Here is a 26,068-nt window from a genome sequence, read left to right as displayed (position 1 = left end):
TGCTCGTCACCTCACACGCGTCAGCTCGACCCGTTCACCACCGGGATCAGCTCGTAGATATCGAGCATCTGGTCGCTCTGCCCGTCATTCTTGACGAGCGCCATCCGCCAGCGGAACGGCGCGATGCGCTCGATTACCGCGGCGACGTCGCGCTGCCGTACTTGCCCGTAAGGCGGTGCCGATGGGGCCTGCTGCGGACGCAGCGTGCCCAGGAAGATCAGGCGCTTGCCGTTATCGTCGTCGAACAGCCAGCCGCCGGGCAATTGCGTACCGGTCTGCTTGGTGAAGCTCTGCTTTCCGTCGACCATAGCGATATAGCAGAAATCGGACTTGTAGCTGACCACGCCGCGCCGGCCGCCAACCCTGACCAACCTGCACTGATAGGATCCCGGCGAGAGCGCCGGCGCGTCGAGTCCCGACTTGGGGTCGAGCAACGGCCTCTCCGCCGCGACGCGCGCCCGGGCGCCGGCCGGCACCGCCGCGAGCATGCGCTGCATGCGATCGCCCAGGCCCTCGATCCGCGCCTGATCGTCGGCCGTTGCGGTCGCACGCCAGCCGGTCGGCTGTTCGACCGGGGCCCCGGCGGCAACGGTCACCACCGCCTTCGGACCCGTTGTGCATCCGGCCAGGACGACGCTCAGCGTCGCCACTCCGACCAAGAACCAGCGCATCTCTGCCCCTTCTCTTCGGCTAAATAACTTGTTTTCAGAATGTTGCCTAAAGGTGACCGGAGATGGTTAACAAAAGGTTAAAATCGCCTTGCCACCGCGATCGCGCCGGCGCGGCTGATCGCACCCGCCGCACGCTCCGCCGAGTGGTTTCGAAACAAATATCCTTAGATTCCCTGCTTTCGCAGCGACATGATGAGGTGCAGTCAGCGATGGCTTCACCCATCGCGGAAATAAGGGGTACTACACGTGTCATCGTAGCCGACAGCCATGCGGCGTGGCGGCTAAAAACACCTTAGAATTGCGGTGACAGTTTACTAAATACACGAAACTCTAGGCTTCGACCCGCGCTTCTGCCGGGCCGAGGCGCGGCCGGTGCGCCGCTCGACGTCCTACCCAATCAGAAGCACCGATCGGACGCCCTGCGCTTCTGCGCGGCGTTACGCCTGCCAGGCTTCAGTGTAGTCCGTGGGCGTCCCGAGCAACGAAGCAAAATCACGTTAGCGATTCTGCGCAGGTGCGTAGTAGCCAAGACGTCGTCCGCGCCAACAAGATGCGCGCGGTCGGCGCACGCCTATTGCGCCCCGCCGGCGACGCTCAGCCCTTCCTTGGCCGCGACCGCCTTGGGCACCACTTCCATCGTCCAGTCGCGGTCGGGGCGCAGATACTTGGCCGCTACCGCCTGGAGATCGGCGGCGGTCACGTTCTGATAGTCGAGCAGGATGCTGCGCGCCGAGGCGATCTTGCGCGGATCATAAGCGGCGCCCGAGAGCAGATTGAGCCAGAAGGTGTTCCCGGTCGACGCGCGCATGACATATTGCTGCATCGGGGTCTTGGCCCGCTGCAGTTCGTCGTCGCTGATCGGGTTCTTGACCAGGTCGATCGCGATCTCGCGCGACAGGCGGAAGAAGAGGTCGGTCTTGTCGGGCGGCACCTGGCCGATCGCCATGATCCGCCCGCCGCTCGAAGCGCCATCGGGCCAGCTCGACCCGACGCTGGGCGAATAGCTCGCGCCCGCTTCGGTGCGCAGCCGGTCATACAGCCGGTCGCTGAACACCTGTGCCAGCACGTCGAGCTTGCGACCTTCGGGAATCCCCTCGACGCCGCCGCCGGTCGGCCAGGCGATCAGCGCGACCGCCTGGTTCTCCTGGCCCGAATGCGTCCGCACCACCGGCGTCGCATTATGTTCGGGAAATTTGATCGGCGGCACGGCGGCGGCGGGCGCCGCACGCGGTTTCAGCGCGCCGAAGGTCGCCGCGACGGCGGCGATCGCCTCGTCGCCCTTGACGTCGCCGAACACTTCTACCTCGATCGGACCGGAGGCCAGGATCGGCTGCCAGAAGGTACGGAACTGCGCCGGGGTCAGCGCCGAGACGGTCGTCGCCGGCGGAATCCCCCAGCGCGGATCCTTGTCGTGCAGGAACCATTCGAGGTCGCGGCTGAGCACGCCATCGGGCGAGGAATCGAGTCCCGGATAGCCCGCCAACATCACCGCCTTGGCGCGCGCCAGCGGCGCAGGATCCCAGCCGGGCGTGCTCAATTTGTCGGCGAACAGCCGCAGCTGATCCTTGTAGTCCTGCGGCGAGCTGACCCCGGCGAGCGTGAAGGCATCGTCGTCGATCCCGAAGTCGAAGCCCAATCGCCGGCCGGTCGCGAGCTGATCGAGCTGTTCCTGGCCCAATTTGCCGATCCCGCTCGGCACCAGTGCCATATCGCCTGCCCAGGCCGGCGTACGGCGGTCGGACGGGATGGCGTTATACCCGCCGCCCCAGCGCACGCGGACATAGACGCGGTTGGTCTCGCTCGAATTGACGAACAGCAGCAAGCGCACGCCATTGGCGAACACGACCTTCTGCATCTCGAGATCGGGGATGCTCTCGGTGCTGACCACCTTGCCCGGCGCGCCCAGCGGCGGCAGCTTGGAGAAGTCGATCGCCGCCAGCGCGGTGCGCTTGGGCGCCAGCTTCGACACGTCGGCGTCGAGCGCGGCGGCCAATTTGGTCGACGCCGCCGGGTCGGCCGTCGGCGTCGAGATGAAGGCCCGCGTCGCGTCGCCCTGGAACACGCGCTTGGTCGACGCCAGGATCGATGCCGGTGTGAACATGCCCTTGGCGCGCGCGTCGGTCAGGATCTTGTACGACACGTCGGGCGCCGCGACCGTCTCGCGGATATCGAGCGCCTGGACCATATTGTCGGCCTGCGCCGACCCCGCCTCTACCCGTGAGGTATCGACGCCATTCTTCATCGCGGCGTCATATTCGGCGAGCTCGCGGTCGAGTTCGGCCTGGCTCGGTGGGTTGGCCTGGGCATCGGCGATCACCGCGCGCACGTCCTTCAGCGCCTGTTCCCAATTGTTGCCGACCGGCACGATGTTGACGAACGTGCCGTTGACCGAGCGCGACACGTCGTCGAGGCTGACTTGCGCCTGGAGGAAGCTGCCTCCGGCGCGCGCGCGCGATTCCAGCCGGCGGTTGATGATCTGCACCGCGATCAGGTCGACCAGGCGCTTCTGGTTGAACAGGATCAGATCGTTGTTGAAGTGCCACGGTCGCAATGTCGCCATGGCGATCAGTGTCGGCAGACCCGGCTCGACCAATGTTCCGGTGGTCGGCTGCTTAGTCGCCGGGGTGCCGAAATCGGGATCGGCCGGATTGGGCCCCTTACCCTTCCAGCTCGAGAAATTCTTGTCGACCAAGGTCTCGAACACCAACGGATCGATATCGCCCGAGATGATCACGACGGCGCGCTCGGGCCGATACCATCTGTCGTGGAACGCGCGAAGGCTGGCGGCGGTGGCCGCTTCCAGCGTCTTGGTCGTCCCGATCGGCGAGCGGGTCGCGAACGGCTGGCCCGCGAAGATCGTCGCGCGCTGAGCGTCGCCGAATCGCACCTGCGGCCCCGGCGCCTCGCGCTGCTCCGCCATCACCACCGGGCGCTCCGAATTGACGACCTTGTCGTCGAAGCTCGGTGCTTCCATCATCCCCGACAGGATCTTCAGGCTCTCGTCGACCGAGGCTGGCGTCGCGGACGGCAGATCGAGCTTGAACACCGTCTGGGTAAAGGTGGTCTGGGCATTGGTGTCGCTGCCGAAGGTCGCGCCCAGCCGCTGCCACGTGCGCTTGGCCTCATTGTCGGCGACATATTGGCTGCCGCGGAACACCAGATGTTCCATGAAATGGGCATAGCCCTGTTCGCTGTCGTTCTCGTAGAGCGAGCCCGCATCGATGCGCACGCGGATCGACACCTGGCCGGGCGGCACGCCATTCTTGCGCACCGCATAGCGCAGGCCATTGGGCAAGGTCCCGAAATGCCATTCGGGATCGGGAGTGATGTCGCTGCCCTTGAACAGCCAGGGCGAGCGATCGACTTCCGGACGGACGGCAAGCGGCGCCGGCGCCGTCGGGGTCGTCTGCTGGGCGATCGCGGGAAGCGACATCCCGAGGGCAATGGAGACGAGGACGGCGAGACGCGGAACGCGGAACATAATGGCCATGGCACCTGTGTAAGGTGTCGCCCGGCGAGCGGCAACCGTCCTCACCCGAATAGCCAAAGGTCATATCCTGCCCCTTGTGTCGCCATTTTTTCGACCCAGATCAGGGCTAGCGGCAATTGTGCGCTGCCGCATCTGCGTAGCGTATTCGACATTTTTTGGCTCGATCGGCCCTCGTGCGACATTGGTGCCGGTCCCGTTGGACGATGAAGAGGCTTTGTGAGCGTCGATCAACAACTGGAACCGCCAGTATTGCGGCAGAAATCGGGCAACGTCGCCGAAGGCAGCGTGCCCAACATGACCGTGATATCGGGCACGCCCCAATCCGATAGCTCGCCGATTGGCGGCAAGGCCGAGAAACGGCCGTTCATCATCCGTTATGGCAAGCATTTGCGCGGGTTCTTCGACCGGATGATCGCGTCCTCGTCGCTGGTGCCGAACGACCCGGTGCTCGACGTCCGCGACTTTCCCTGGACGCAGCATCTGCGCGACAATTGGCAGGCAATTCGCGACGAGATGCTTGACGCGGCGATGGGCGACAAATCGCCCTCACTGTCGAGCATCTCGCCCGATCATCGCGCGATCGCCCCGGTCAACAAATGGCGCAGCTTTTTCCTGTGGGGTTATGGCTATTGCATCGAGGAGAATCTCGAGCGTTGTCCCGTCACCACTGCGGCGGTCGCCAGGATTCCCGACCTCAACAGCGCGTTCTTTTCGATCCTCGCGCCCGGCACGCACATCCCCGCCCATCGCGGTGTGACCAAGGGACTGATCACGTGCCATCTCGGCCTGATCGTCCCCAGGGACGGCGATGTCCGGATGCGCGTCGACGACCGCATCGTGCGCTGGGCCGAAGGCGAGACCCTGGTGTTCGACGACACCTATGACCACGAAGTGTGGAACGACACCGACAATATCCGCGTCGTCCTGCTCATCCAGATCAAGCGCCCGCTGCGCAATCCTGGCAAGTGGATCGCCGACACCTTCCTCAACGTCGTCCGCCGATCGGCGTTCGTCCAGGAGGCGCGCGATAACGTGATGGCCTGGAATGACGCGGTGAAGCAGATGGATGTCTGACTGATCGCGGCGGAATAGCTCCGGCTATTCGGCCCCTTGCGATCAGTCCGGCCGGCGGCGTCCTCAGGCGCCGACCGACGGCACGGGTTAAGTCCGCGCCGGCACTCTCAAATTTTCCACACTCGGTTGCTCCGCATCCGGAACGGCCCTCATCCCTGTTTCGTTAGGGGCGCGACGAAGCGTGCCTGTTCGCCCGCTTCCCGAGCCGACGGAGAAGACCATGGGACGCAGCTGGCCAGCCATCATCGTTGCTGCGCTCATCGGCCTGATCGGCCTCGTGCTCACGGTGGGCGGCGCTTATCTCGCCATACTCGGCGGGTCGCTCTATTATCTCATCGCCGGCGTCGCGATGCTTGCCTCGGCCTGGTTCCTTTTCCGGGGCCGGCTGCTCGGCGGCTGGATCTATGTTGCCCTGTTCGTGCTCAGCGCGATCTGGGGACTGGCCGAAGCACGCGGCAACGCCTGGGCGATGGTCCCCTGGCTGATCGCGCCGTTCGTGCTGCTGATCGCCGTCGCTTTGGTCATGCCGACCCTGGCGACCGACCGCAACCGGTGGAAATGGGCCGGCGGGGGGATCGCCGGTGCGCTCGTCGCGGTCGTCGCGATCTTCGGCCTGCTCGCCGGCGGCGGGTCGCCCGCGCTGGCGTTACCGGCGCAAATGTCGCCGGGCATGACCGATCCGTCCGGGCTCGCGACCGGTGGCGACTGGCCGAGTTATGGCGGAACCTATGCCAATTGGCGCTATTCGCCGCTGACCCAAATCGCGCCCGACAATGTCGGCAAGCTGCAAAAAGCCTGGGAGACGCATACCGGCGGCACCCCGACCACCGCCGCCTTCCAGAAGCTCTACGGGACCGAGAATACGCCGCTCAAGGTCGGCAACCTGCTCTACACCTGCACCGCCAAGAATGTCGTCGTCGCGCTCGACGCCGCGACCGGCAAGACCGCCTGGCGCTACGATCCCAAGGTGCCCGACGCCTGGATTCCCTATACCACCGCGTGCCGCGGCGTCGCTTATTACCAGGTCCCTGGAGAGACGACGGGAACCCCCTGCGCCGCGCGGATCATCGAGGGTACGCTCGATTCCCGCCTGATCGCGCTCGACGCGACGACCGGCGCCCCCTGCTCCGAATTCAACGGTACCGGCCAGCAGGACACGAAGATCGGCATGGGCAAGGTCTATCCCGGCCTCGCGTCGATCAATTCGGCGCCGAGCATCGTGCGTGGCATCGTCGTGGTCGGACATCAGATCCTCGACGGCCAATATCGCGGCGCGCCGTCGGGGGTGATCCAGGGCTTCGACGCGAAGACGGGTAAGCTCGCCTGGGCATGGGACATGGTCCACCCCGACTGGACCGGTTATCCGCCGGCGGGGCAGAGCTGGGCGCGGGGCACGCCCAATATGTGGACCGGCAGCGCCGGCGACGAGAAACTCGGCTTGGTCTACGTACCCCTCGGCAACGTCGCGGACGATTATATCTCGACGGGTCGCTCCCCACAGGAAAACGCCTATTCGAGCTCGATCGTCGCGATCGACGTCACCACCGGTAAGCCGCGCTGGAGTTTCCAGGCAGTCAAGAAGGATGTGTGGGACTATGACTTCGGCAGCCCGCCCTCGCTGATCGATTACAAGGGCGTCGCGGCCCTGGTCGTGCCGTCCAAACAGGGCGACCTCTACATTCTCGACCGCGCGACCGGGCGCGCGCTGACCCCGATTGGCTCGGTCGCCGCGCCGCAGGGGGGCGTAGAGCCGGGCGAGCGCGCGGCGCGCCAGATCGTCTCTTTGTGGCAGACGCTGCGCCAGCCTCCGCTGGTCGAATCGGACATGTGGGGCATGTCGCCGATCGACCAGATGCTCTGCCGCATTCAGTTTCGCCGTGCCGATTATCGCGGCCAGTTCACGCCGCCCAATGTCGGGCGCAACAGCGTCGAATATCCCGGCTATAATGGCGGCAGCGACTGGGGCGGCGTGTCGATCGATCCGGTCCGCGGCATCCTGATCGCCAATTACAACGATACGCCCAACCTGGTCCGGCTGCTGCCGCGCGCCGAGGCCGACCGCAAGGGCATCAAGCCGCGCTTCGCCTCGAAGGAAATCTCGAGCAAGTCGCACTCGATCGATCCGCAATGGGGCGTACCCTATGCGATCGAGGTCAATGCCGGCTGGCGGATGCCGTTCACCAAATTGATGTGCAAGCGTCCGCCTTATGGCGGCATCCGCGCGATCGACATCGCTTCGGGCAAGACGCTGTGGGACCGCCCGCTCGGCACCGCCCGTCGCAACGGACCGTTCAACCTGCCGACGATGCTGCCGCTGACGATCGGCACGCCCAATAATGGCGGCGCGGTGACCACCGCCAGTGGGCTGATCTTCATCGCGGCGGCGACCGACGATCTGATCCGCGCGATAGACCTCAGGACCGGCAGGACCGTCTGGTCAGCGCCGCTTCCCGCGGGCGGCCAGGCGACACCGATAGTCTATCAACAGGATGGCCGCGAATATCTGGTGATCTTCGCCGGAGGACATCACTTCATGGAGACGCCGGCGGGCGACAGCGTGATCGCCTACGCGCTACCGGCTCGGGCCTGATCATAAGGGCGCTATTGCGGTTTCCCCAAGCAAGGCCCGGACCGCGCCGACCGATCAAGGCCGGCATGGCGGGGATGCAAAATCGCTTCCACCGTCCTAAGCGGGCCCGCGATGACCGATTCCCCCCGACCACGAAACAATGGCGCGTCCCTGCGCCGGACAAGGGTCCTGTTACGCCGCCACGGCCCCACCGCTACTGTCTGGCGGCGGCGGGCTGCGATCGTTGGCGGTGCAACCTTGGTCGGTCTGGCGGCGATCGCCTTCGCCCGGGTGGCAGATCGGGCGAGCGGCCTGTTCGATGCCATGACGGCGCAATATTGGTGGTTGCCGCTGGTGCTGACGCCGGCAAGCTATGTCGTGATCGTGTGGCTAACTAATCGCTTGGCGCCGGCCGCGCGCGGATCGGGCATTCCGCAGATCATCGCCGCCAAGCACGATCCAGCTGCAGCCATGTCCGATCTCGCCTCCGGCCGGACGGCGTTATTGAAGACCGTGCTGACAGCGGGCGCGCTCGCTGCTGGCGCCTCGGTCGGACGCGAGGGACCGACGGTCCAGCTCGGCGCGACGATCATGGCCTATGCCCATAAATGGCTGCGCGTGCCGATCACGGCCTCGGTGATGGTGGCGGGTGCGGGTGCCGGCGTCGCGGCAGCGTTCAACACGCCGCTGGCGGGCGTCGCATTCGCCATCGAGGAGCTTGCCGCTGCCTACGAGCAGCGCATGACCTTGCTCGTCATGACCGCGGTCCTCATCGCCGGGATGATCGCGCAAGGCGTAGCGGGCGATTACGTCTATTTCGGAATCGTCGGGCAGACGCTGCCGCTCGGGACGGTGCTGATCGTGGCGCCGGTCGCCGGCGTACTGGGCGGCGCGAGCGGTGGCTTGTTCTCGCGCCTGACCTTGTGGTTCGCGCGCGGTGGCGCGCGACGCGTATCGGGCGGGCGGCCATTGGCACTCGCTCTCGTCTGCGGATTGATCGTCGCGGTATTGGGCATTGCCACCGGGACGACCTGGGGAACCGGATATGCCCCCGCCAGCGCGATGATCCACGGTCAGGCGACCTCGCTCTGGTTCGGGCCGGCGAAATTCGCCAGCACGTTGCTGACCACGGCGGCAGGATTGCCTGGCGGCATCTTCTCGCCGAGTCTCGCGACCGGCGCGGGTGTCGGCAATCTGCTCCATGCGCTGTTTCCGAGCGAACCGGCCGGGGCGGTCATCCTGCTCGGCATGGTCGCCTATTTCACCGGGGTGGTCCGCGCCCCGCTGACCGCGGTCATCATCATTTCGGAAACGACGGGAAGTCGCGGTTTGATGCTGCCACTGCTCGCCGCTGCGATCATCGCGGAGGGCGCCGCCGCGTTGGTTTGCCGCGAGCGGCTCTATCATGGTCTCGCGCAAGGCTTTCTGCCCAAGGCGGATCCGAGCTGACCGCCATGCCGACGAGGATGGGGATGCAATCGCGCTTCGCCGCCCGCAACAATCCGTTTCCGCTTGAGCGCTTGATCATGGAGGCCTTCAGGCCCACATGACCCCCATGCTGATCGAGACCGAAGCCACGCCCAATCCGGCGACGCTCAAGTTCCTGCCGGGACGGGCCGTAATGGACGCCGGCACGCGCGACTTCGCGACGCCTGAAGAGGCTGACGCCTCGCCGCTCGCCGAAGCGCTGTTCAACCTGGGCGACGTCACTGGCGTGTTCTTCGGTCGGGACTTCGTGTCGGTAACCGCGGCGCCTGGCGTCGACTGGCCGGGGCTCAAGCCCGACGTGCTGGCGATCCTGCTCGACCATTTCTCCGCCGGCATGCCGTTGTTCAAGCCGGCGTCGGCGGCTGGTATCAGTGTCCCCGGAGATGATGCGGGCCTGAACGACGATCCCGCGGATGCCGATATCGTCGCGCAGATTCGCGAACTCATCGACACCCGCGTCCGCCCGGCGGTGGCGAATGACGGCGGCGACATCATCTATCAAGGATTCGACAAGGGTAAGGTGTTCCTGCGCATGCAGGGCGCGTGTTCGGGCTGTCCGTCATCGACCGCGACGCTGAAGAACGGCATCGAACAGCTGCTCAAATATTACGTTCCCGAAGTTACCGAGGTTCGCGCGGTCTGATCCGCGCCTGTCGACGTCTTTCACGCATCAATATAGGAGAATGGCCATGAGCGAGAAGCTCACGGACAGCGCACTCGACACGATCTTCCGCACCGCGCGCACCTATAATGGCTATACCGACGCACCGGTCACCCAGGACGACATCAAGGCGATCTACGAGCTGGTGAAGATGGGCCCGACCTCGGCCAACCAGCAGCCGGCGCGGTTCGTGTGGCTGCTGAGCCAGGATGCCAAGGACAAGCTCGCTACCGCTGCCAGCGCGACCAATGCCGACAAGATCCGCAAGGCGCCGGCCAGCGTGATCATCGCCTATGACAAGGAATTCCACGAGCATCTGCCCGAATTCTTTCCGCACGTCGATGCACGGCCCTGGTTCGCCGAACCGGTATCGCGCGAGCGGCATGCCTTCCTCAACTCGACGCTGCAGGCCGCCTATTTCATCATCGCCGCGCGTGCTTTGGGATTCGATACCGGCCCGATGACCGGGTTCGACAACGCCGCGGTCGACGCCGCTTTCTTCGCCGACCAGCCCAATTACCGGTCGACGATCCTGTCGACGCTGGGTCATGGCGACCCGGCGAGCATCTTCGGCCGGCTGCCGCGCCCCGCGTTCGAGAAGTTCAACACTGTTCTCTGACCGCAAAATTGCGCTAGCGGGCTGACATGGCCCGCACGCTCGTCATCGAAACCGCCACCGCCGCCTGCTCGGTCGCTCTGATCGAAGGGACGGCGGTGATCGCATCGGCGCACGAGGTCGTCGGGCGGGGTCATGCCGAACGCCTGGTGCCGATGATCGCTGCATTACCGGATGGCGGCCGCGCCGACGCCATCCTGGTCGATTGCGGTCCGGGCAGCTTCACCGGCATCCGCGTCGGCATCGCCGCCGCGCGCGGACTCGGCCTGGGTTGGAGCGTGCCGGTCCGCGGTTTCTCCTCGCTGCCATTGGTCGCCGCCGCCGCCTTTGCCGCCGATGCCGCGCTCGACCGGCTTGCGGTGGTGCTGGAAGGAGGGCATGGCGAGGTCTTCATGCAGCCCTTCACCCGCGATCCGCTCGTCGCTACTGCCGATTTCGCCTCCCTTCCCCCCTCGGAAGCGATGGCGCGGCTCGACGCGACCGCGGTCGGCAATGGCGTCCGGTTCCTGGCGCAGGGCGGGCGCGATCTTCTGCCCGATGCAGCGAATGTCGTCCTGCTTCCCCCTGCCCTGATCAACCTGCCGCCCCGGCCCATTTATGGCCGTGCACCCGACGCCAAGCCCATGGCGCCAGAAAAGCCGGGCGCATGAGCACCGCGGCGATCGATCTGCGCGAGGGCGATGTCCGCGATCTCGATCGGGTCGACCGGATCATGGCCGACGCCTTCGACGCGCGCTGGGGCGAGGCCTGGACGCGCAATCAGGTGATCGGGATATTGGCGGTCCCCGGCGTATGGCTGACGATCGCGGAACTTAACGGCCGCGCGGTCGGATTCGCGCTGACTCGCGGCGTGCTGGACGAGGCCGAGTTACTGTTGCTCGCGGTCGTGCCCGAAGCGCGCCGTCGCGGCGTGGGTGCGGCGTTGCTTCGCGGGGTCATGGCAGATTGTGCCACGCGCAAGATTTCACGTATCCATCTGGAAGTCCGTGCCGGTAACGACGCGATCAAATTGTACAGCAGTTCTGGCTTTTCCAAGATTGGTGAACGCCGCGACTATTATCGCGGAGTCGATGGCAGGACTTATTCGGCGCTAACGCTTCATCGCAAGATTGCGTGAATAATCTCATTTGCTTGGGGTTAATCCTTGCGCTCCTACCCAAAATGGATCAAAGCCCCGCGGCGTTGGGGGATCGCAAATCTTAGTAGGGTCGAAGGAATCACGATGGAAAACACCAACGATATGCAGGAAACCTTGGTCACGTTGACCGCCGATATTGCCGCCGAATATCTCGGTAACAACAACGTCGCCGTTTCGGATATCGAACTGGTCATCCAGAACATCTATCGCGGGCTGTCGCGCCTCACCCCGCAGGCGCCGGCCCCCGAACCCAAGCAGGAACCGGCGGTTTCGATCCGCGCCTCGATCAAGCCCGACTATATCGTCTGCCTTGAGGACGGGAAGAAGCTCAAGATGCTCAAGCGCCACCTGATGACGCATTATCAGATGACGCCGGAACAGTATCGCGCCAAGTGGAACCTGGCAGCCGACTATCCGATGGTCGCGCCGAACTATGCCGAACAGCGCCGCACCTTGGCGAAGAAGATCGGCCTGGGCACCAAGCGTCGCAAGACCAAGTGATTGAATCCTCTTTCCCTTCCCGCAAGGGAGGGATTGAGAGGTGGTTGAAAAGGCCGGGGGTCAATCCCCCGGCCTTTTCGTTTTGCCGATGGCGGCCGCTCGCTTCGCTAGCCCCCAGCCCCTCCCTGGAAGGGAGGGGTGCTTGCCGCCGCTAATTGCGAATAACTCTCTACTTTCGCAACAAGGGCGTTGCGCCTATATCGGCCGCATGGCGCGCAACATCGACCTCGAAGCCCTTTGCCACGAAAAAGGATTGCGCATCACCGATCAGCGGCGCGTGATCGCACGCGTGCTGAGCGAGGCGGAGGATCATCCCGACGTCGAGAAGGTCTATGCCCGCGCATCGGCGATCGACCCCGGCATCTCGATCGCGACCGTATACCGCACCGTGCGCCTGTTCGAGGAAGCCGGCATCCTCGACCGCCACGATTTCGGCGACGGGCGCGCCCGCTACGAGCCCTCGCCAGAAGCGCATCACGACCATCTGATCGACGTCGAGACCGGCAGGGTCATCGAATTCGTCGACCCCGAGCTCGAACAGCTCCAGAAACAGATCGCGGAGAAGCTCGGCTTCCGCCTCGTCGATCACCGGATGGAGCTCTATGGAGTCAGCCTCTCCCGCAAGGATTGAGGCTCGCCTTCAGGCAGCCAGGGGGATTCCGCAGCCGATCCCATTGCCCGGCCGGCTTCGAATCTGGCGCCGCGCCATCGGCATGGTCGCCGGGCTGCTCCTGTTCGTTCCGCTCCATTATTGCTGGCGGTTGCTTCACCTGAGCTCGCCCTGGCCGCGTTTGTTCCTCGCCTGGGCCGGCTATTGTTCGGGTGCGCGCGTCGAGCGGATCGGCACGCCGCTCAAGCGCGACGTCTTCTACATCTCCAACCATTGCAGCTGGATCGACATCCTGGCGATTGCCGGGGCAAGCGGCACGGCGTTCGTCGCCAAGGCGGAGTTGCGCAAGGCGCCGGTGGTCGGTTGGCTCTCGACTCTCAACCGCACCGTCTTCGTCTCGCGCGAGGACCGGTTGGGCGTCGCCGAGCAAATCAACCGGCTGCGCGACGCGCTCGCCGAAAACTGGTCGGTCACCGTCTTCCCCGAAGGCACCACCACCGACGGGCGATCGCTGCTGCCGTTCAAGTCGCCGCTGCTGAAGGTGCTGGAGCCGCCGCCCGCCGGCGTTCTCGTCCAGCCGGTGCTGCTCGATTATGGCGAGGTCGGGCCGGATATCGGCTGGATCGGCGACGAGCACGGCAAGGACAATGCGCTGCGTGTGCTCGCGCGGCCGGGCAATTTCCCGTTGCGCATCGCCTTCCTCGATCCGTTCGACCCGCGCGATTTTCCCGGCCGCAAGGCGATCGCCGCGGAAAGTATGCGCCGCATCCGTGAGGCGCTCGGCAAGGCGATGGGCCATGACGTCCCAACCTTCATCGGCCACGATGTCTGGGCGGGACGAACCCCTCCCCGTCCCGGAGAGGACCTGCTATAGGCGCCGCCCCATGACGAAGCCCACCAATCCCAAAACCTTTCACGTCAAGTCGTTCGGCTGCCAGATGAACGTCTATGACGGCGAGCGCATGACCGAGTTGATGGCGGCGCAAGGCATGACCGCCACCGACGATGCCAATGCCGCCGATCTGGTCGTGCTCAACACGTGCCACATCCGCGAAAAGGCGACCGAGAAGGTCTATTCGGACATCGGGCGCCTGCGGAAGCACGGCAACGATCCGATGATCGCGGTCGCCGGCTGCGTCGCGCAAGCCGAAGGGGTGGAGATCGCGCATCGCGCCAAGGTGGATATCGTCGTCGGCCCGCAGGCCTATCACAATCTGCCCGATTTGGTCGCCAAGGCGTCGCGCGGCGAGCTCGGGCTCGATACCGATATGCCGGTATTGTCGAAATTCGGCGCGCTGCCGGCACGGCGCAAGGTCGGCCCGACCGCGTTCCTGACGGTGCAGGAAGGGTGCGACAAATTCTGCACCTATTGCGTCGTTCCCTATACGCGCGGCGCCGAGATCAGCCGAGCCTGGGACGCGCTGGTGGACGAAGCCAAGGCTTTGGTCGATGCCGGCGCCAAGGAAATCACGCTGCTCGGCCAGAACGTCAACGCCTGGAGCGACGGAGACCGTGACCTCGGCGCGCTGATCCGCGAACTCGACCGCATCCCCGGCCTGGCGCGCATCCGTTATACGACCAGTCATCCCAACGACATGACCAATGGCTTGATCGACGCGCACCGCGACGTCGAGAAGCTGATGCCATTCCTCCATCTGCCGGTGCAGGCGGGCAGCGATCGCATCCTCAAGGCGATGAACCGCAGTCACAGCCGCGACTCGTACCTGCGCATCCTCGACCGCGTCCGTGCCGCGCGGCCCGATATCGCGCTGTCGGGCGACTTCATCGTCGGCTTCCCCGGCGAGACCGAGGCCGAGTTCGAAGACACGCTGAGCCTGATCGACGAAGTCGGTTACGCCCAGGCGTTCAGCTTCAAATACAGCCCCCGCCCCGGCACGCCCGCCGCCGACATGGATGGCCAGATCGCGCCCGAGGTGATGGACGACCGCCTCCAGCGCCTGCAGGCCGCGCTCAACCGCGACCAGGCCGCGTTCAACGCCGCGAGCGTCGGCCGCACGTGCCAGGTGCTGATCGAGCGCAAGGGCAAGCTTCCCGGCCAGATGCTCGGCAAGTCGCCCTGGCTGCAATCGATCCATCTGATCACCGATGCGCAGGTCGGTGATCTGGTCGAGGTGGAGATCGTCAGCGCCGGCCCCAACTCGCTTGCAGGCATTGAGCGGGTGAAACAGGCCGCGTGATTTTCATCGTCACCCCGGGCTCGTCCCGGGGTCCAACGCTCCTCAAGCGATATCGCCAGCAGCACCTTGGATGCCGGAACGAGTCCGGCATGACGGTGAGCTCGGTCCCACAGTGACCCTTCCGATGTTGCTCCGATCGCACACTTGTCGCCGACGCGACCGTCGGACTCGATTCCTGCTGTCATCACCGCCGCCGATCTGCCATCGTCATCCGCGGATGCGCGACGCCCTTCCCGCCCTGACGCCTGACGGAACATCTTTCCGCATGGCCTCGTTCGGCGGTGTCATGAAAGCCGGCTACGCGCTGCTCCACCCATCCCTACTCCCCGAAAGGACCGCATGAGCCGCAAGCCTGTCCCCGCCCAATCCGGTGAACGCAGCCGGGTCGAGCTGACCTTCGACAAGCCGCAACTGCTCGCGCAACTTTTCGGGCAATATGATCAGAATCTGGTCGCGCTCGAGCATCGCCTGGGCATCTACATCACCGCGCGCGGCAACCGCGTCGGTCTCGAGGGATCGGCCGAGCAGGTCGCGATGGGTCGCGATGTGCTCTATGACCTCTACAAACGTCTGCAGCGCGGCGAGGATATCGATACCGGCCTGGTCGACGCCTCGATCGCGATGGCGTCGGAGCCAGTGCTCGACGGGATCATCAGCGCGGAAGCCAGCCCGACGCCGCCGATCATGATCCGCACGCGCAAGAAGACGATCGTGCCGCGCACCCCCGCGCAGGCGCATTACATGCGCGAATTGACCAGCAACGACATGATCTTCGCGCTCGGGCCGGCGGGTACCGGCAAGACCTATCTCGCGGTGGCGCAGGCGGTGTCGCAGCTGATCACCGGCAGCGTGCAGCGACTGATCCTGTCGCGTCCCGCGGTCGAGGCGGGCGAGAAGCTCGGTTTCCTGCCCGGCGACATGAAGGAGAAGGTCGATCCCTATCTCCGTCCGCTCTACGACGCGCTCAACGACTGCCTGCCGGCCGAACAGGTCGAGCGGCGGATCAGCTCGGGCGAGATCGAGATCGCGCCGATCGCCTTCATGCGCGGGCGCACGCTGGCGGACGCCTTCATCATCCTCGACGAGGCGCAGAACACCACGCCGGCGCAGATGAAGATGTTCCTGACGCGTTTCGGCGAGCGCAGCCGCATGGTGATCTGCGGCGATCCCAACCAAGTCGATCTGCCCGGCGGTGTCGAGGCATCGGGCATGCGCGATGCGGTCACCCGGCTGGAGGGGATCGAGGGTATCGCGATGAGCCGCTTCACTGCTGCTGACGTCGTCCGCCACCCGATCGTCGGGCGGATCGTCGAGGCGTATGAGGGGCCGCACGGCTGATGCTTGAAGTCGCCCTCACCCACGAAGCCCCCTGGCCCGATCATGACTGGGACGCGCTGGCCGACCGCGCCGCGCGCGCGGCGATCGACCGCACGCCGCACGGCGAGCTGCTGACGATCCCCGCGGCAGTGGAGATTTCGCTGCGCCTTACCTCGGACGAAGAGGTCCACACCCTCAACCACCAATACCGCCACAAGGATAAGCCGACCAACGTCCTCAGCTTCCCGATGGTCCAGGCCGATCTGCTCGAGACCGTGACGCAGAATTCGGACGACGGCGAGGTGCTGCTCGGGGATATCGTCCTCGCGCATGGCGTGTGCGCGGCCGAGGCGGCGGAGCGCGGTATCGCGATCGAAACGCATGCGACTCATTTGATCGTGCACGGCGTGCTGCATCTGCTAGGTTATGACCACATGACCGACCGCGAGGCTGAAGCGATGGAGGCGATCGAAACCGACGCGCTCGCCTCGCTCGGCATCGATGACCCCTATCTGATCGAAGAGGACTGACCGACTACAATGCCCGAGGGCCCCAGTACCGACGCCGGCGACAGTATCTGGCGCAAGCTGAAGTCGCTGTTCGGAGAACACGAACCGACGCTGCGCGATCAGCTCGAGGACGTGATCGAACGCCACGAGGACGATCCCGCTCCCGATGCCGCCGGCGACCTGTCGCAGCTCGAGCGCCAGATGGTGCGCAATCTGCTCCATTTCGGCGAGCGCGATGCAGGCGATGTCGGCGTACCGCGCGCGGACATCGTCGCGGTCGAGGAAAAGACCAGCTTCGCCAATCTCGTCACGCTATTCGCCGAAGCGGGACATAGCCGCTTGCCGGTCTATCGCGGCAGCCTCGACGAGGTGATCGGGATGATCCACGTCAAGGACGTGTTCGCGATCCTGGCGACCGGCGCACCGCATCCGGACGCTATCGCCGACCTGATCCGTCAACCACTCTACGTGCCGATGTCGCGCGGCGCGCTCGACCTGCTCGCCGACATGCAATCGAAGCGCGTTCACCTGGCGATCGTGCTCGACGAATATTCGGGCACCGAAGGCCTGGTCACGATCGAGGATCTGGTCGAGGAAATCGTCGGCGACATCGAAGACGAGCATGATGACGCGCCCGAGGCGTTGCTGGTCCCGTTGGACGGCGGGGCGTGGGATGCCGATGCGCGCGTCGAACTCGAGGACGTCGCCGAGACGATCGACCCGCGACTCGCCGAGCATGACGAGGATGTCGACACGCTGGGTGGGCTCGCCGCGGTGCTTGCCGGCCGCGTGCCGCTCAAGGGCGAATGCCTGGAAACGCCATCGGGCTGGACGCTCGAAGTGCTCGAAGCGGATTCGCGCCGCATCGGACGATTGCGCCTCCACCCCCCCAAGGCGATACCCGAGGGCGCCGAGTCCTAACGCCCGCCGTCACGAGACGGCGAGATTTGCCAAGTCGGACGCAAAAAGGCCGGGGATCAACCCCGGCCTTCCGTTTCCGCGTTCTTCAAACAGCGTAAAGCGTCGTCAGTTCGTGACGATGCACGCTTCGCCCGCGACCTTTAGCTTGCCGCACAATTCCTGCGCGGCGCCAGCGCTGCCGGCATTGACCTTGAGGCGGTAGAAGGTGCGACCGTTGACCTCGGCCTTCTCGACTGACTTGCCGAGATTGGCAATGTAATTGAACCGCTTCGATTCACGCGCCCAGGCGGTGTTAGCCGCGGCTTCGCTGGGGAAAGCGCCAAGCTGGACCAGCGCACCACCGCCACCGCCATTGGCGACGGCGATCGGCTTGCCCGGGGGCGGCGCCACCAGCTTGCCGCGCGACCCAGCCACGCTGGCGGTCGCGACCGGGCTGCCCGGTCCGGTCTTCGCATTGGAGGCAGCCCTGGTGCCGGCGACGGGCGCCTCGGGCAGCTTGGTCACCGCGATCTGGCTGTTACCGCCGCCATTGCCGCCGCTCGTCGCGACCGAGGCATCGCCCTCGCCCTCTACCTTGAGGCCGCCGGGATCCTCGGGCTTGACCTTGTAATCGCCTTCCTGCGCGGCGATCAGGTCGCCATTGCCAGGCGCGGGCGCACGGTGCTTCCACCAATAGACGCCGCCGAGCACCGCCCCCAGCGCGACGAGCCCGAGCAGGACGAGCCCGACGAGACGGCCGAGCGAGGGTCCCTCTTCCTCATCGTCCGCCGCGGTCTCGAGCCAGGGCAGTCGGTCCTCATCGCGTGCCGCGGGTTCGGGCACAGGCTCCGACGCCACATATTCGTCCTCTTCACCCGCCATCACTTCATCTCCTGGACAGCCTCGACCCCCATGATGGCGAGACCATTGCGGACAATCTGCCCGATCGCGTCGCCGAGGAAAAGCCGCGCGCAGGTGAGCTCGGGACGGTCCGGAACCAGATAGCGGCGCTCGGGACGGTCGTTGCCGACGTTCCACTGCGCGTGAAACTCTGCCGCCAAGTCGTAGAGATAAAAGGCAATCCGGTGCGGCTCACGCGCCGCTGCCGCGGTTTCGACTACGCGTGGGAACTGCGCCGCGAGCTTCACCAGCCGCAGGTCCTCCGTATCAAGCTGGGACAGGTCGACACTCTTACACTCGATCCCGGCCTCGGCCGCGCGCCGCTTGAGCGATGCGACTCGCGCATGCGCGTACTGCACATAGAAGACCGGATTGTCCTTCGACGCCTCGACCACCTTGGCGAAATCGAAGTCCATCTGGGCATCGGCCTTGCGCGTCAGCATGGTGAAGCGGACGACGTCCTTGCCGACTTCGCGCACGACATCGGCGAGCGTAACGAAGTTGCCCGCCCGCTTGGACATCTTGACCGGCTCGCCGCCGCGCAACAGCCGCACCATCTGCACCAGCTTGACGTCGAACCGCGTCTTGCCGCCGGTCAGCGCCTGCACTGCCGCGACGATCCGCTTGACGGTGCCGGCATGGTCGGCGCCCCAGATGTCGATCAACGCGTCGGCGGTCTGCGCCTTCTGCCAATGGTAAGCGAGGTCGGCACCGAAATAGGTCCAGCTGCCGTCCGACTTCTTGATCGGCCGGTCCTGATCGTCGCCATATTGCGACGAGCGGAACAGCGGCAGTTCGACCGGCTCCCAATCCTCGGGCGTTTCGCCCTTGGGCGCCTCGAGTACGCCGTCATAGACGAGGCCCCGCGCGCGCAATTCCTTCTCCGCCGCCTCAGGCTTCTTCGCCGCCTGCAACTCGGCCTCGGACGAGAACAGATCGTGTTGGATGCCGAGCAGCGCGAGGTCGTCCTTGATCAGCACCAGCATCTGCGCGACCGCGATCTTGCGGAACAGCGCAAGCCATTCGCTTTCGGGTGCCGAGACGAACTTGTCGCCGAACTCAGTCGCCAGCGCCTGGCCGACCGGGATCAGATAGTCGCCCGGATAAAGCCCTTCAGGGATCTCGCCGATATCTTCGCCCAAGGCCTCGCGGTACCGCAGGTGCGCTGAGCGCGCGAGCACGTCGACCTGGCCGCCGGCATCGTTGACATAATATTCGCGGATGACTTTGTAGCCGCCCCATTCGAGCAAGGCGGCAAGCGCATCGCCGACCACCGCGCCACGGCAATGCCCCATATGCATCGGCCCTGTCGGGTTGGCCGAGACATATTCGACATTGACCGTCTGGCCGTGCCCCTTGGTCGAGCGGCCGTAATCGGCGCCACCATCGATGATCGCGGCGAGCTCGTTGCGCCAGGTATCGTCGGTCAGCGTCATGTTGATGAAGCCAGGCCCCGCCACCGCGACGCTCGCCACCTCGTCGAGCTTGCCGAGTTCGGCCGCGATCTTGTCGGCCAGCAGTCGCGGATTGGTCCCGGCCGGCTTGGCCAGCACCATCGCCGCGTTGGTCGCGAGGTCGCCATGGCTGGCATCGCGCGGCGGCTCGACCGTTACCGCACCTCGCGCCAGCCCGCTCGGCAGATCGCCGTGCGCAGTCAGGTTGTCGAGCGCCGCGTCGATATGCGCGGCAAAGCGGGTGTAGAGGGTCATTCCTGAGGTCCAACGATAAGGAGAAGGCGCGCCCTTAGACCAAGCGCGCGCCACACTCAAATTTGCGATGCCCGTCATGGCATCCGGCGCTCATCACGATTGACTATGTGATGTTGTATCATTAGCCAACCCGCATGACTGCCCATCCCCAAGCCATGAACGATCCCGCGCACTGGGATTCGCTCGCGCAACGTTATGCCGACGAAGCCGATCGCATGACCCGGATGTATTGTGAGGCGGCATGGCAACTTGCGGACCTGCCCCAGGGCACGCGCGTGCTGGACGTCGCGACCGGCGCGGGTGCGCTGCTGTCGATCGCGCTGAAGAACGACGCCGACGCCATCGGGATCGATTTCTCGTCCGGCATGGTCCGCGTAGCGCAGGAGCGGGCCGCCGCTATCCGTCCCGGCGATCGCGCCTTGGTGATGGACGGCCAAGCGCTCGATTTCGCCGATGCGAGCTTCGATGCCGCTTTCTCGATGTTCGGCGTGTTCATGTTCCCCGACCCGACCGCCGGTTTCGCGGAGATCGCCCGTGTGCTGCGGCCGGGTGGGCTGGCGGTGATCGCGGTGTGGGAGAATGCCGGCGGCGCCGGCCCGGCGATATTGTTCCAGGAAGCGGCGCGGCGTCTGTTTCCCGATCGTCCCGTCCCGACGCCGATGGCGCGACTGTTCAATTCGTCGGCGCTGCTCGAGCAAGCGTTCCGCCAGGTCGGCCTCGAGCCGCAAGCGGTCCATTCGGTCGAACGAGCCTGGCCGGCGCCGCCGGTCGAATGGTTTCGCGACAATGCCAAGCTCGCCTTCGGTTGGTCGCCTTTGTGGCGCGACCTCGACGACGAGCAGCGCGCCGCGTTCGCCGAGGAAGCGGCCGCGCTCGCGCTGAACCTGCCGCCCGAAGGAATCTGGTCGACCGCGCTGATCGGTATGGCGCGCAAGCCCCTTTAGGCGCCCCGGACTAAGCGCACGCTGTCAGACCCCCGGCACGTTCATGTACCAGCATTGAGAAAATCGCGAACCAGCTTCACCGTCGCATCGGGCTGTTCCTCCATCAGCCAGTGACCGGAATTGGCCACCACTGCCCCGGTGACATCGGTCGCGGCGAAGCGCATCACCGCCGCCATCGTCGTGCCGAACGACTTGTCACCACCGATCGCCAACACCGGCATGGTCAGCTTGCCCGCGGCGAGAAATGCCTGATCGTCGATTGCATCCTGGTCGAATGCCGCGAATTGGGAGAAGCCTGCGTGCATCGCGCCGGGCAGCGCATAAAGTTTGGCGTAATGCTCGCGCGACGTCTCGCTGAACTTGGCCGGCGTGGCGGAAAATTCATTCCAGAAACGGTCGAGATAGATGCGCTCGCGTCCAGCGACCAAGCGCTCCATGTCGGGTCCCCCGAAGCGGAAATGCCAAAGTAGCGGGTTCTTCAATATCTCTTCCCACGGCCCAATGCCCGGGATCGGCGCGTCCATCAGCACGAACCGCTTGATGCGATCGCGATGCTCGGCGGCAAAGGCATAGCCGACCATATTGCCGATATCGTGGGTGACGAGGTCGACCTTGTCGATCTTCAGGGCATCAAGGACGCCGGCAATGTCCTGGCCTTGCGTCTTCTTGTCATAGCCGCCGGCCGGGCGCGCCGACAGGCCGAGCCCGCGCAGATCGGGAACCACGACGGTATGATCGCGCATCAGATCGGCCGCCAGCGGCGCCCACATGTCGCCGGTTTCGCCATAACCATGCAGCAACACCACGGCGGGGCCCTTGCCGCCGATACGAACATGCAGCGTCGTACCGTTGGTGGCGATATCGCGCTCGACGAAGGACGCCGGAAAGGGCTGGACTTGGGCCGCAGCCGGCGCCGCGGCGAGCAGGCTTAACGCGAGAATGGCTGAGCGAAGCATGGCGATATCCCTGTTTGGCGCGTCACGTTGGGCGCTATCGACAGGAAAGTGCGCGCGATGCATCGTCCGGACTAGTCGGACAACGCCGAATTCGGTTTTCGGAAGGATCGAACGATGATCAAGATGGACGGCATCGCCGCGTTCGTCGCCACTGCCGAATCCGGTTCGATCAGCGAGGCTGCCCGGCAATTGGGACATGCCAAGTCGGTGATCAGCGAGCGGCTGGCCGAGCTCGAGCGGACATTGGGCGTCCGCCTGGTCCAGCGAACCACACGCAAGCTATCGCTGACCGCGGACGGCGACAGCTTTCTGCCCCGCGCGCAACGGATCCTGTTCGAGGCGCGGGAGGCCCAGTCGGAAATCGCCGAGCGGCGCGACACGCTGGCCGGCACGCTGAAATTGTCGGCACCCGTCAGCTTCGGCGTGATGCATCTGGGTCCCGCTTTATATGATTTTCTCGCCGAGCATCCCGGCCTGGATCTGACGCTCGATCTCGACGACCGTTTCGTCGACGCCGCGGCCGATGGCTTCGATGCGGTGATCCGCCACGGCCCGGTGGCGGACAACCGGTTGGTCGCCAAGCGGCTGGCGACGACGCGGAGGATCCTGGTCGCGTCGCCCGATTATCTTGCGCGCAACGGAACGCCGCACTCGCTGGCCTGCCTCAATGCCCATAAAGGTATCGTCTACACCAATCGCGAGGCCGATTGGCGGTTCGACGGGCCGGAGGGATGGACCGTGATCAGACCGCGCAGCGTGATGCGCGTGAACAACGGCCTGATCATGCGCGACGCGGCATTGGCCGGGCTGGGCATCGCCTTGCTGCCCGATTTCTTCGTCCATGCAGAGCTTGCCAACGGATCGCTCGTCCATGTCGACATCGGGGCGGAAGGCGAAGGCGCCGAGCTCTATATCTGCTATCCGCTGGCCCGCACCCAGTCCGCCAAGGTCGTCGCGCTGACCGACACCCTGCGGCGTGCCTTCGGCAACCCGCCTTATTGGGATTGCTCAGCGCCGGTCGAGGCTGCTCGCGCCGCTGCCACAGCCGCGCGGATCACGCCCGCGACAGACCGCTGACGGGCGCCGCTCCCTTGGTTTCCGGAAACAAGGTCGCCATCACCTTGCCTGGCTCGACCTGATAATGCCCGGCGACCGCACCGGCGACGAACTGGTCGAGGCCAAGCGTCGGCTTGAGGTCGCGGCCTTCGAACAAAGCCGCCTGCCCTAGCCCCGGCCAGTCGGCGACCACGCGCCCGCCTTTGACCGCGCCGCCGACCAGCATCGCTGCCGACCCGGTGCCGTGGTCGGTGCCGCCGGTACCGTTGACCGCGACGGTGCGGCCGAATTCGGTCGCGACCAGGATCATCGTGTCGTTCCACACCGGACCCATGCCGGTCTTCAGGCTTGCGAGCATTGCATCGAGACCCTTGAGTTGCGTCGCCAGCCGGCTGCGCTGGCCGGCATGCGTGTCCCAGCCACCGGTCTCGATCATCGCGATGCGCGCGCCGTTCGCCGGCGTCAGCAACCGCGCCGCGAGCTGACCCGTCGCCGCGGCGTTCTTGACGCTGACATCGACGAGGTCGCTGGTTAGTTGGCGCGTGTCCATTGCCTCGCTCCACAGGCCGTGGAGCTGGCTGTCACCCTGATAGAGCGCGGCGACACGCGTCAGCAGATCGTCCGATGCCTGAGGAAGCGCAGACGGCGCGTAGCTGGTCACTTCATGCGGTCCGCGCATCGCGAGCGGGATCGTCGCCGAGATCGCGATTGCCTTGGCTTCGCCCGACGGGATGACGCCGAGCATGCGGTTCATCCAGCCGTCCTTGACCTGGTAGGCACCGAGCCCGCCGCTTTCGAGGACGTTCTGGCCGTCGAAATGCGAGCGATCGCGGTAAGGCGAGGCTATGGCGTGCGCGAACAACGCCTCCTTGGCGTCGTACATGCCGGCGAGCGACGTCATGGCGGGGTGGAGCGCGAATGTCGCATCGAGTCTTTTGCCGGCCGCGAAATCCTCTGCGAGCTGGCCGCGCGCGCCGGCAAAGGCCGGATCGCCGACCGCGCCGATCGTGCCGAGGCCGTCGGCCGCTCCACGCTGGATGATGAAGACAAAGCGGCGGTCGGTCTCCGCCTTGGCGAATGCCATGCGCGGCGCCAGCGCAAGCGCGGCGGCGCCAGCCGAGTGGATCAGGAAAGAACGGCGATCGTACATATTACCTCCTCAGCATTTCGGGAGAGACGAGGAGCAAGGCGAGCGCCTGGCCGGGACTTTCGGCGCGAGCCAGCGCCTGTTCGGTCGCCGGTGTCAGCGTCTTTGGGAAGAGTTTGGGGGCGAGCGCGCGGGCGTCGACCTGCGCCCCCGCACGCGTCGCGAAACGCTCCGACGCCTCGACCCGGCGGACCAAGGCATCAGGTCCGGCCCAGCTCGCGGCGATATCGTCATAGCCGGCGGGCGAGCCCGGCTTCCAGGTTGGCTGGCCGAGCTGATTGAGCAGACCGACCGCGGCGAGCGGTTGGACCTGCTTCATGCCGAGCGCGCGATAGGCCGACACCGTCCATTCCCAGGGCGACTTGAACTTGACCGGTTGCTGCACCCAGCATTCGGGGCTGTCGATCAGGACGTGATAGAGGCTGGGCAAATCGCCGCCGGTCTTCACGAAGCTCGCCTGGAGGCGCTGGACGAGCGCGGGCGGCGGGGTGTCGCCGGCGAAGTGGCGCGCCAGCTTGGTCGCGATGTGCTGTGCGGTCGCCGGACTGGTCGCCAGCGTGTCGAGCACCGCCTGCGCTTGCTTCTCGCCGTCCTGTCCGTATTTGCGCCCGATGATGGTGCGCTCACCCGGCTCATGCAGGCGCTCCGCGAACACGAAATCGCCCGGTGTGCCGTCGGTCCCCGCCATCCGCGCGCCGGGCCCGCGACCGATCCCGGCGACCGACCAGCCGGTCAGCGCGCGGGCGAATTCGGTGACGTCGGCCTGGGTGTAGCCGCTGCGCACGCCCAGCGTGTGCAATTCCATGATCTCGCGCGCGAGATTCTCGTTGAGGCCGAGCTTTCGGCCGTTCGCGCGCGGGCGCCGCGCGGCAAACCTGCCTGCCGTCGAATTGGGGCCGACCGACACTGCCTGGTCGAGATAGAGCAACATCGCCGGATGACGCTCGACGGCATTGAGCATGTCGCCGAAGGTGCGCGTCAGATTGGGGCGGATCGCCTCGAACTCGAGCAGGCCCGACAGGCCGATCACCTGGAGCTTGTCGGCCGACACCGCGAAATGGTTGGCCCAGAAATGCGTCAGGCGATCGGCGAATGGGGCGGTACTGCTCAGCGCGGCATTGGCCCGCGCACCGACCGCAGCGGCATAATCGTCGCGGACCTGGCGTCCGACGAAGCGCCGCGCCTCCTTGAGCGGGTCGTCGGCATCGGGCTTGGCGCCCGGTTCGGGCGTGCCGGGCGGGACGACTGCGGCAGCGGACCCCATCGTCATGTCCTGCGGCGCGCCTGGCGGCATCATCCCCGGCTGCCCCGGCGGCGTCGGCGCGGTGGCGGCACGCTGCTGCTGACGGCGGCCCAGCCCCATCTGCCGCAACTGGCGCTGCTGTTCGTAGAAATCGGCGAGTTCACCCGCCACCTTGGCGCGCGGCGGCACCGCGGCGATCGCCGCGGGCTTTGGGTCGAACGCCTCGATCTGATGCTTCAGCCAGGCCTTGGGATCGTCGGGAATGCCCTCATCGGGTCGGGCCCCAAGCCCGAAGCGATTGAGCGCAATGCTGACATCGGTCGCCGCCATTGGCGCGTCACTCCTGTTCGCACATGCGGTCTAGCCCGCAT

The 26,068-nt window shown here is 65.7% G+C and carries 23 protein-coding genes; 16 read left to right on the top strand and 7 right to left on the bottom strand.

Annotated features, from left to right (window positions below):
- Positions 1-20: 20 nt before the first annotated feature.
- Positions 21-671: a DUF4893 domain-containing protein gene (locus SMA01S_RS13360; protein ID WP_066822857.1), complete on the bottom strand. Its 651-nt coding sequence runs from the start codon at positions 669-671 to the stop codon at positions 21-23.
- A 571-nt stretch (positions 672-1,242) separates the two neighbouring features.
- Complete coding sequence (locus tag SMA01S_RS13355) at positions 1,243-4,161, bottom strand: M16 family metallopeptidase (protein ID WP_066822855.1); 2,919 nt, start codon at positions 4,159-4,161, stop codon at positions 1,243-1,245.
- A gap of 216 nt (positions 4,162-4,377) precedes the next feature.
- Here SMA01S_RS13355 and SMA01S_RS13350 point away from each other — a divergent pair, with 216 nt between their 5' ends.
- The 14 genes from SMA01S_RS13350 to SMA01S_RS13285 all read left to right on the top strand — a co-directional run bounded on the left by SMA01S_RS13350 (position 4,378) and on the right by SMA01S_RS13285 (position 17,763).
- Positions 4,378-5,235, top strand: coding sequence for an aspartyl/asparaginyl beta-hydroxylase domain-containing protein (locus tag SMA01S_RS13350; RefSeq protein WP_245649273.1), 858 nt, complete (start codon positions 4,378-4,380; stop codon positions 5,233-5,235).
- 220 nt (positions 5,236-5,455) lie between these two features.
- Entirely contained in the window at positions 5,456-7,825 is a 2,370-nt protein-coding gene (locus SMA01S_RS13345; RefSeq protein ID WP_066822853.1) for a membrane-bound PQQ-dependent dehydrogenase, glucose/quinate/shikimate family, read from the top strand.
- Positions 7,826-7,936: 111 nt separating this feature from the next.
- Positions 7,937-9,253: a chloride channel protein gene (locus SMA01S_RS13340; protein ID WP_066822850.1), complete on the top strand. Its 1,317-nt coding sequence runs from the start codon at positions 7,937-7,939 to the stop codon at positions 9,251-9,253.
- Between the two features lie 106 nt (positions 9,254-9,359).
- Entirely contained in the window at positions 9,360-9,935 is a 576-nt protein-coding gene (locus SMA01S_RS13335; RefSeq protein WP_066822847.1) for a NifU family protein, read from the top strand.
- Positions 9,936-9,981: 46 nt separating this feature from the next.
- Positions 9,982-10,572: a malonic semialdehyde reductase gene (locus tag SMA01S_RS13330; RefSeq protein ID WP_066822906.1), complete on the top strand. Its 591-nt coding sequence runs from the start codon at positions 9,982-9,984 to the stop codon at positions 10,570-10,572.
- Positions 10,573-10,598: 26 nt separating this feature from the next.
- Entirely contained in the window at positions 10,599-11,219 is a 621-nt protein-coding gene (gene tsaB / locus SMA01S_RS13325; protein WP_066822844.1) for a tRNA (adenosine(37)-N6)-threonylcarbamoyltransferase complex dimerization subunit type 1 TsaB, read from the top strand.
- Positions 11,216-11,686: a ribosomal protein S18-alanine N-acetyltransferase gene (rimI, locus tag SMA01S_RS13320; RefSeq protein WP_066822841.1), complete on the top strand. Its 471-nt coding sequence runs from the start codon at positions 11,216-11,218 to the stop codon at positions 11,684-11,686. The genes tsaB and rimI overlap by 4 nt, the downstream gene beginning before the upstream one ends.
- A gap of 105 nt (positions 11,687-11,791) precedes the next feature.
- A complete protein-coding gene (locus tag SMA01S_RS13315; protein ID WP_066822839.1) occupies positions 11,792-12,208 on the top strand; it encodes a Ros/MucR family transcriptional regulator in 417 nt (138 codons plus the stop codon).
- A 208-nt stretch (positions 12,209-12,416) separates the two neighbouring features.
- Positions 12,417-12,839: a Fur family transcriptional regulator gene (locus SMA01S_RS13310; RefSeq protein WP_066812252.1), complete on the top strand. Its 423-nt coding sequence runs from the start codon at positions 12,417-12,419 to the stop codon at positions 12,837-12,839.
- Positions 12,811-13,692 carry a lysophospholipid acyltransferase family protein gene (locus tag SMA01S_RS13305; protein ID WP_066822836.1) on the top strand — a complete coding sequence of 294 codons (882 nt, stop codon included), beginning with the start codon at positions 12,811-12,813 and terminating at the stop codon, positions 13,690-13,692. The genes SMA01S_RS13310 and SMA01S_RS13305 overlap by 29 nt, the downstream gene beginning before the upstream one ends.
- A gap of 10 nt (positions 13,693-13,702) precedes the next feature.
- The gene (gene miaB, locus SMA01S_RS13300; protein ID WP_084250293.1) at positions 13,703-15,016 is read left to right on the top strand and encodes a tRNA (N6-isopentenyl adenosine(37)-C2)-methylthiotransferase MiaB; all 1,314 of its coding nucleotides are present in this window, start codon (positions 13,703-13,705) and stop codon (positions 15,014-15,016) included.
- 339 nt (positions 15,017-15,355) lie between these two features.
- Positions 15,356-16,354, top strand: a complete 999-nt coding sequence (locus SMA01S_RS13295; protein WP_066822833.1) for a PhoH family protein — start codon at positions 15,356-15,358, stop codon at positions 16,352-16,354.
- The gene (gene ybeY, locus SMA01S_RS13290) at positions 16,354-16,863 is read left to right on the top strand and encodes an rRNA maturation RNase YbeY (RefSeq protein ID WP_066822830.1); all 510 of its coding nucleotides are present in this window, start codon (positions 16,354-16,356) and stop codon (positions 16,861-16,863) included. The genes SMA01S_RS13295 and ybeY overlap by 1 nt, the downstream gene beginning before the upstream one ends.
- A gap of 9 nt (positions 16,864-16,872) precedes the next feature.
- On the top strand, positions 16,873-17,763 hold the full coding sequence (locus SMA01S_RS13285) for a hemolysin family protein (RefSeq protein ID WP_066822827.1): 891 nt from the start codon (positions 16,873-16,875) through the stop codon (positions 17,761-17,763).
- Between the two features lie 105 nt (positions 17,764-17,868).
- Here the strand turns inward: SMA01S_RS13285 and SMA01S_RS13280 are convergent, their stop codons facing one another.
- Both SMA01S_RS13280 and argS read right to left on the bottom strand, forming a co-directional pair.
- Entirely contained in the window at positions 17,869-18,624 is a 756-nt protein-coding gene (locus tag SMA01S_RS13280) for an SPOR domain-containing protein (RefSeq protein WP_066822824.1), read from the bottom strand.
- Complete coding sequence (argS, locus tag SMA01S_RS13275; RefSeq protein ID WP_066822821.1) at positions 18,624-20,351, bottom strand: arginine--tRNA ligase; 1,728 nt, start codon at positions 20,349-20,351, stop codon at positions 18,624-18,626. The genes SMA01S_RS13280 and argS overlap by 1 nt, the downstream gene beginning before the upstream one ends.
- Before the next feature lie 134 nt (positions 20,352-20,485).
- On the opposite strand from argS, the gene SMA01S_RS13270 reads away from it, so the two are divergent.
- Entirely contained in the window at positions 20,486-21,295 is an 810-nt protein-coding gene (locus SMA01S_RS13270; protein ID WP_066822813.1) for a class I SAM-dependent methyltransferase, read from the top strand.
- 41 nt (positions 21,296-21,336) lie between these two features.
- Here SMA01S_RS13270 and SMA01S_RS13265 read toward each other — a convergent pair whose 3' ends face one another.
- Positions 21,337-22,251, bottom strand: a complete 915-nt coding sequence (locus SMA01S_RS13265) for an alpha/beta fold hydrolase (protein ID WP_066822811.1) — start codon at positions 22,249-22,251, stop codon at positions 21,337-21,339.
- Positions 22,252-22,365: 114 nt separating this feature from the next.
- Here SMA01S_RS13265 and SMA01S_RS13260 point away from each other — a divergent pair, with 114 nt between their 5' ends.
- The gene (locus tag SMA01S_RS13260) at positions 22,366-23,328 is read left to right on the top strand and encodes a LysR family transcriptional regulator (protein WP_084250292.1); all 963 of its coding nucleotides are present in this window, start codon (positions 22,366-22,368) and stop codon (positions 23,326-23,328) included.
- Here the strand turns inward: SMA01S_RS13260 and SMA01S_RS13255 are convergent.
- Both SMA01S_RS13255 and SMA01S_RS13250 read right to left on the bottom strand, forming a co-directional pair.
- Complete coding sequence (locus SMA01S_RS13255; protein WP_066822808.1) at positions 23,306-24,457, bottom strand: DUF1501 domain-containing protein; 1,152 nt, start codon at positions 24,455-24,457, stop codon at positions 23,306-23,308. The genes SMA01S_RS13260 and SMA01S_RS13255 overlap by 23 nt on opposite strands.
- Position 24,458: 1 nt before the next feature.
- Positions 24,459-26,027: a DUF1800 domain-containing protein gene (locus tag SMA01S_RS13250; RefSeq protein ID WP_066822804.1), complete on the bottom strand. Its 1,569-nt coding sequence runs from the start codon at positions 26,025-26,027 to the stop codon at positions 24,459-24,461.
- Positions 26,028-26,068 lie beyond the last annotated feature (41 nt).

Origin of the sequence: Sphingomonas mali NBRC 15500, assembly GCF_001598415.1 — a bacterium.
Taxonomy (GTDB): domain Bacteria; phylum Pseudomonadota; class Alphaproteobacteria; order Sphingomonadales; family Sphingomonadaceae; genus Sphingomonas; species Sphingomonas mali.
The sequence above is the reverse complement of the archived record's forward strand: the minus strand, read 5'-3'. Positions and strand labels throughout refer to the sequence as shown.

What these genes read in the sequence shown, in the direction of transcription:
- SMA01S_RS13280 (WP_066822824.1), bottom strand. Translation starts at nt 18,624, where the DNA reads ATGGCGGGTGAAGAGGACGAATATGTGGCGTCGGAGCCTGTGCCCGAA.
- SMA01S_RS13295 (WP_066822833.1), top strand. Translation starts at nt 15,356, where the DNA reads ATGAGCCGCAAGCCTGTCCCCGCCCAATCCGGTGAACGCAGCCGGGTC.
- SMA01S_RS13335 (WP_066822847.1), top strand. Translation starts at nt 9,360, where the DNA reads ATGCTGATCGAGACCGAAGCCACGCCCAATCCGGCGACGCTCAAGTTC.
- argS (WP_066822821.1), bottom strand. Translation starts at nt 20,351, where the DNA reads ATGACCCTCTACACCCGCTTTGCCGCGCATATCGACGCGGCGCTCGAC.
- SMA01S_RS13260 (WP_084250292.1), top strand. Translation starts at nt 22,366, where the DNA reads ATGATCAAGATGGACGGCATCGCCGCGTTCGTCGCCACTGCCGAATCC.
- rimI (WP_066822841.1), top strand. Translation starts at nt 11,216, where the DNA reads ATGAGCACCGCGGCGATCGATCTGCGCGAGGGCGATGTCCGCGATCTC.
- SMA01S_RS13330 (WP_066822906.1), top strand. Translation starts at nt 9,982, where the DNA reads ATGAGCGAGAAGCTCACGGACAGCGCACTCGACACGATCTTCCGCACC.
- miaB (WP_084250293.1), top strand. Translation starts at nt 13,703, where the DNA reads ATGACGAAGCCCACCAATCCCAAAACCTTTCACGTCAAGTCGTTCGGC.
- SMA01S_RS13345 (WP_066822853.1), top strand. Translation starts at nt 5,456, where the DNA reads ATGGGACGCAGCTGGCCAGCCATCATCGTTGCTGCGCTCATCGGCCTG.
- SMA01S_RS13305 (WP_066822836.1), top strand. Translation starts at nt 12,811, where the DNA reads ATGGAGTCAGCCTCTCCCGCAAGGATTGAGGCTCGCCTTCAGGCAGCC.
- SMA01S_RS13360 (WP_066822857.1), bottom strand. Translation starts at nt 671, where the DNA reads ATGCGCTGGTTCTTGGTCGGAGTGGCGACGCTGAGCGTCGTCCTGGCC.
- SMA01S_RS13310 (WP_066812252.1), top strand. Translation starts at nt 12,417, where the DNA reads ATGGCGCGCAACATCGACCTCGAAGCCCTTTGCCACGAAAAAGGATTG.
- SMA01S_RS13255 (WP_066822808.1), bottom strand. Translation starts at nt 24,457, where the DNA reads ATGTACGATCGCCGTTCTTTCCTGATCCACTCGGCTGGCGCCGCCGCG.
- SMA01S_RS13250 (WP_066822804.1), bottom strand. Translation starts at nt 26,027, where the DNA reads ATGGCGGCGACCGATGTCAGCATTGCGCTCAATCGCTTCGGGCTTGGG.
- tsaB (WP_066822844.1), top strand. Translation starts at nt 10,599, where the DNA reads ATGGCCCGCACGCTCGTCATCGAAACCGCCACCGCCGCCTGCTCGGTC.
- SMA01S_RS13315 (WP_066822839.1), top strand. Translation starts at nt 11,792, where the DNA reads ATGGAAAACACCAACGATATGCAGGAAACCTTGGTCACGTTGACCGCC.
- ybeY (WP_066822830.1), top strand. Translation starts at nt 16,354, where the DNA reads ATGCTTGAAGTCGCCCTCACCCACGAAGCCCCCTGGCCCGATCATGAC.
- SMA01S_RS13355 (WP_066822855.1), bottom strand. Translation starts at nt 4,161, where the DNA reads ATGGCCATTATGTTCCGCGTTCCGCGTCTCGCCGTCCTCGTCTCCATT.
- SMA01S_RS13285 (WP_066822827.1), top strand. Translation starts at nt 16,873, where the DNA reads ATGCCCGAGGGCCCCAGTACCGACGCCGGCGACAGTATCTGGCGCAAG.
- SMA01S_RS13265 (WP_066822811.1), bottom strand. Translation starts at nt 22,251, where the DNA reads ATGCTTCGCTCAGCCATTCTCGCGTTAAGCCTGCTCGCCGCGGCGCCG.
- SMA01S_RS13270 (WP_066822813.1), top strand. Translation starts at nt 20,486, where the DNA reads ATGACTGCCCATCCCCAAGCCATGAACGATCCCGCGCACTGGGATTCG.
- SMA01S_RS13340 (WP_066822850.1), top strand. Translation starts at nt 7,937, where the DNA reads ATGACCGATTCCCCCCGACCACGAAACAATGGCGCGTCCCTGCGCCGG.